The following is a 2,658-nucleotide window of genomic DNA, read 5'->3' on the forward strand; positions in this document are numbered from 1 at the left end:
GATTCGCGGATTTTCGACCACGACCCGATTTGTGTACGTGACTGTGACGACGACTGCGGGTCGCCCTTCTGTAACTACGCCAGTCTCTCGGCGTATGTCGACGAGAACGACCTCACGACCGGCGATGCCTGCGAGTGGAACCCCACCGAGAACGGTTGTTGCTAATCGAGCAGCCTAGTTGGTTCCCAATCCGACCTAACGGCTGTTTCACCGGACTAGACGTCAACCGAATAAGGGTTCCACGGAGCCGGCACTGTCTAGTTCTGCACCTCCTCGATCGGCGTCTTTCCATCGAGAGCTTGGTGCGGTCTCTGGCGATTGTAGTAGTGCATAAATTGTTCAAGCCACTCGCGTGCGCTCGACTGACTGCCCACCCATGAGTGATGGAAGCGGTCGATGCGCATTTTGGGGGTGTGAAACCACTTTTCGATCTGTCCCGTTTCGAGTTGATAAAGTAACCGATCAGTCTCACTGACGGAATTGAACGATGGTCAGTGCCGTGTTCGAACTGGACAAGAATCCACTTGTGCCACACTAAAGCAAAACTACAAATCAGGCCGCATACACAGTCGCTAGAGAGAGCTGTTGCTCACGGCAGCGGCGCTCCCACCGCCGTAGGACAGTTTCAGCCGTAGGTTCGCAGAGACGTGTTCCACCTCGTCCGGGTTGTTCGAATTGCTTCCGGCACGCCGCCCCGAAGTGGGTGGCGTTGCCGGAACCACTCGACCAGCACATACCCGATCAGCGTACAGAACAGCTCGAACAGAACGCCATTCAGGGATTTCGAGTGGAAGTTCTCGATACTCGTGTACTGCTTGAGCTCCCGACAGAGGATCTCGATCATCGTGCGAAGCGTGTAGATACTCATCACCTCGACAGGAGCGTACTCTGATGACACCGTCGTCAGATACGCGAGTTCCTCACCATCGACATCCTCGAAGACGATGCGACGGAACTCTTCACCAGTCTCCGCGAGTTCGATCCGCTCATCACGAACGTGTCGTGTTCCCTGTTCGTCGGTAATCTCGACGTCCTGGAACTGTTCCAGGACGTCGACACGTGCGTCTACTTGCAGGAGGCAGATGAAATCTTTCCCCTGCTCTTTTAGTGTGCAGAACCGGTCGTAATCGAGGTAGCCACGGTCGTAGACGTGAATTGGCGAGTCGAGGTCTGCAAAGACCTCGACGTCCCTCTGGAGATGCTCAAACTGTGTCGGCTCGCGCATCACGCCGGGCGTGAGTGTGACGCCAAGCGGCTGCTTGGCGTCGCAATCAACGCGTGCAGCAACATTGAGATGGAGGCTTTTCTCACCCGGCTGAATCACTCGTCGAACCTCAGTGTCATCGCTCTCGCTAGCAATTTTGATCGAACGGGAGACACTCAGATTCGTCGCATCGGTAGCCACAACCGCTCGTTCAAGCCAGTCGAGGAGTTTGCGTTGAACGCTGCGTTGGTGGTAGAGTTGGGGTGAATGTAGCAACTCGAAGAAGAGACGAACGACCGCGCGGTAGTCGCGGTCGTTCGTCAACCGTGAGAACGTTGAGCCAGCCATGTATGCCAATTCATCGTACGTGCCGGTTTTCTCGTCGAGTTCATCGAGTGAATCGGATGGGTGAACGCCCTCGAAGATGGCAACTTTAAGGTGATTGTTGAAATCATGTTTCGCGGTGTATGTCCCGATTTCGAAGTCGTTGGAAATGGATTCGCTGTCGACTGCGTCGAGCAGCGAGTAGAATGTGGCTCCAACGGTTGATGGGGAAGCGGTCTCGGTCGGTTGGTCAGTCTGTGTTCCCATCATTCCAAGTTAGGGCCCTCACCCGGATTTATCTACTCGAAACGGGACACTCGAAAAGTGGTTTCACACCCTCAAATGCGTATCGACCGTTTCCATACCTCGTGGGTGGGCAGTCAGTCGAGCGCACGCGAATGGCTTGAACAGTTCGTACATTACTACAACCATCAGAGACCGCATCAATCGCCCGATGGAAAAACGCCCGTTGAAGAGGTGCTAAACTAGACAGTGCCTGGTTGAGGATGACATTCGAGACGCAACAAGCGACGCGATCGACCGCCTCGGCGAACTCGATATACTGGTCACGAACCACGGTGGTCCATAGATAACGCGATTCCCTGACCTGACCCTCGAAGACTTCGACGAGGGGTATCGGGGCGTTCTTCGGAGCACGGTCGTTGCTTGCCGTGAGGCCCTCCCCGTGCTCGCGGAAAATGGGAGTGCGGTCACCAATCTCGTCGCGGCTTCTGCCCTCGAACCGTCTGCCAGTGGCGTCCTCGGAAACGTCTTCCGGCTTGGTATCTATGGGCTATCGAAAGTCCTGGCTGAAGAGTACGGAGACGAGGGCGTCCGCGTCAATTGCGTCGCACCACGCGGTATCATATCCGACCGAATCGAGCAGAAGATCGCCGCGCTTGCAGAGGGCAAGGGCATCGACGAAGCGGATGCACGACAGAAACGAATCGACGAACTCCCGCTCAACGACCTCGGAACGCCCGACGAGTTCGCACGGATGGTGACGTACGTTTCCTCACCGGCAGCCGGCTATCTCACGGGAGCCGTCTCCCTATCGACGGTGGCTGGCACCGACACGCGTTCTAACCATCATTTCGAGGACGAGAGATCCTCGATACGCTCGACGATCT

Annotated in this window: 2 protein-coding genes and 2 pseudogenes; 2 read left to right on the forward strand and 2 right to left on the reverse strand. The window is 56.0% G+C overall.

Going from position 1 to position 2,658, the window contains the following annotated elements; genetic code table 11:
* Nucleotides 1-257: 257 nt before the first annotated feature.
* Nucleotides 258-434 (reverse strand): annotated as a pseudogene (locus AOZ13_RS13410) (integrase core domain-containing protein); the annotation flags it as partial.
* 191 nt (nucleotides 435-625) lie between these two features.
* Nucleotides 626-1,798 carry an IS4 family transposase gene (locus AOZ13_RS13415; RefSeq protein ID WP_020222550.1) on the reverse strand — a complete coding sequence of 391 codons (1,173 nt, stop codon included), beginning with the start codon at nucleotides 1,796-1,798 and terminating at the stop codon, nucleotides 626-628.
* A 46-nt stretch (nucleotides 1,799-1,844) separates the two neighbouring features.
* On the opposite strand from AOZ13_RS13415, the pseudogene AOZ13_RS13420 reads away from it, so the two are divergent.
* Nucleotides 1,845-2,017, forward strand: a pseudogene (locus AOZ13_RS13420) (integrase core domain-containing protein); the annotation flags it as partial.
* Nucleotides 2,018-2,135: 118 nt separating this feature from the next.
* Nucleotides 2,136-2,658, forward strand: a 523-nt coding sequence (locus AOZ13_RS13425; protein WP_234402892.1) for an SDR family oxidoreductase, incomplete at its 3' end; no start/stop codon positions are given.

The sequence above is a fragment of the Halarchaeum acidiphilum MH1-52-1 genome (assembly GCF_000474235.1).
GTDB lineage: Archaea > Halobacteriota > Halobacteria > Halobacteriales > Halobacteriaceae > Halarchaeum > Halarchaeum acidiphilum.

Excerpts from the sequence above, each read along its gene's own strand:
- AOZ13_RS13415 (WP_020222550.1), bottom strand. The coding sequence starts at position 1,798 with ATGATGGGAACACAGACTGACCAACCGACCGAGACCGCTTCCCCATCA.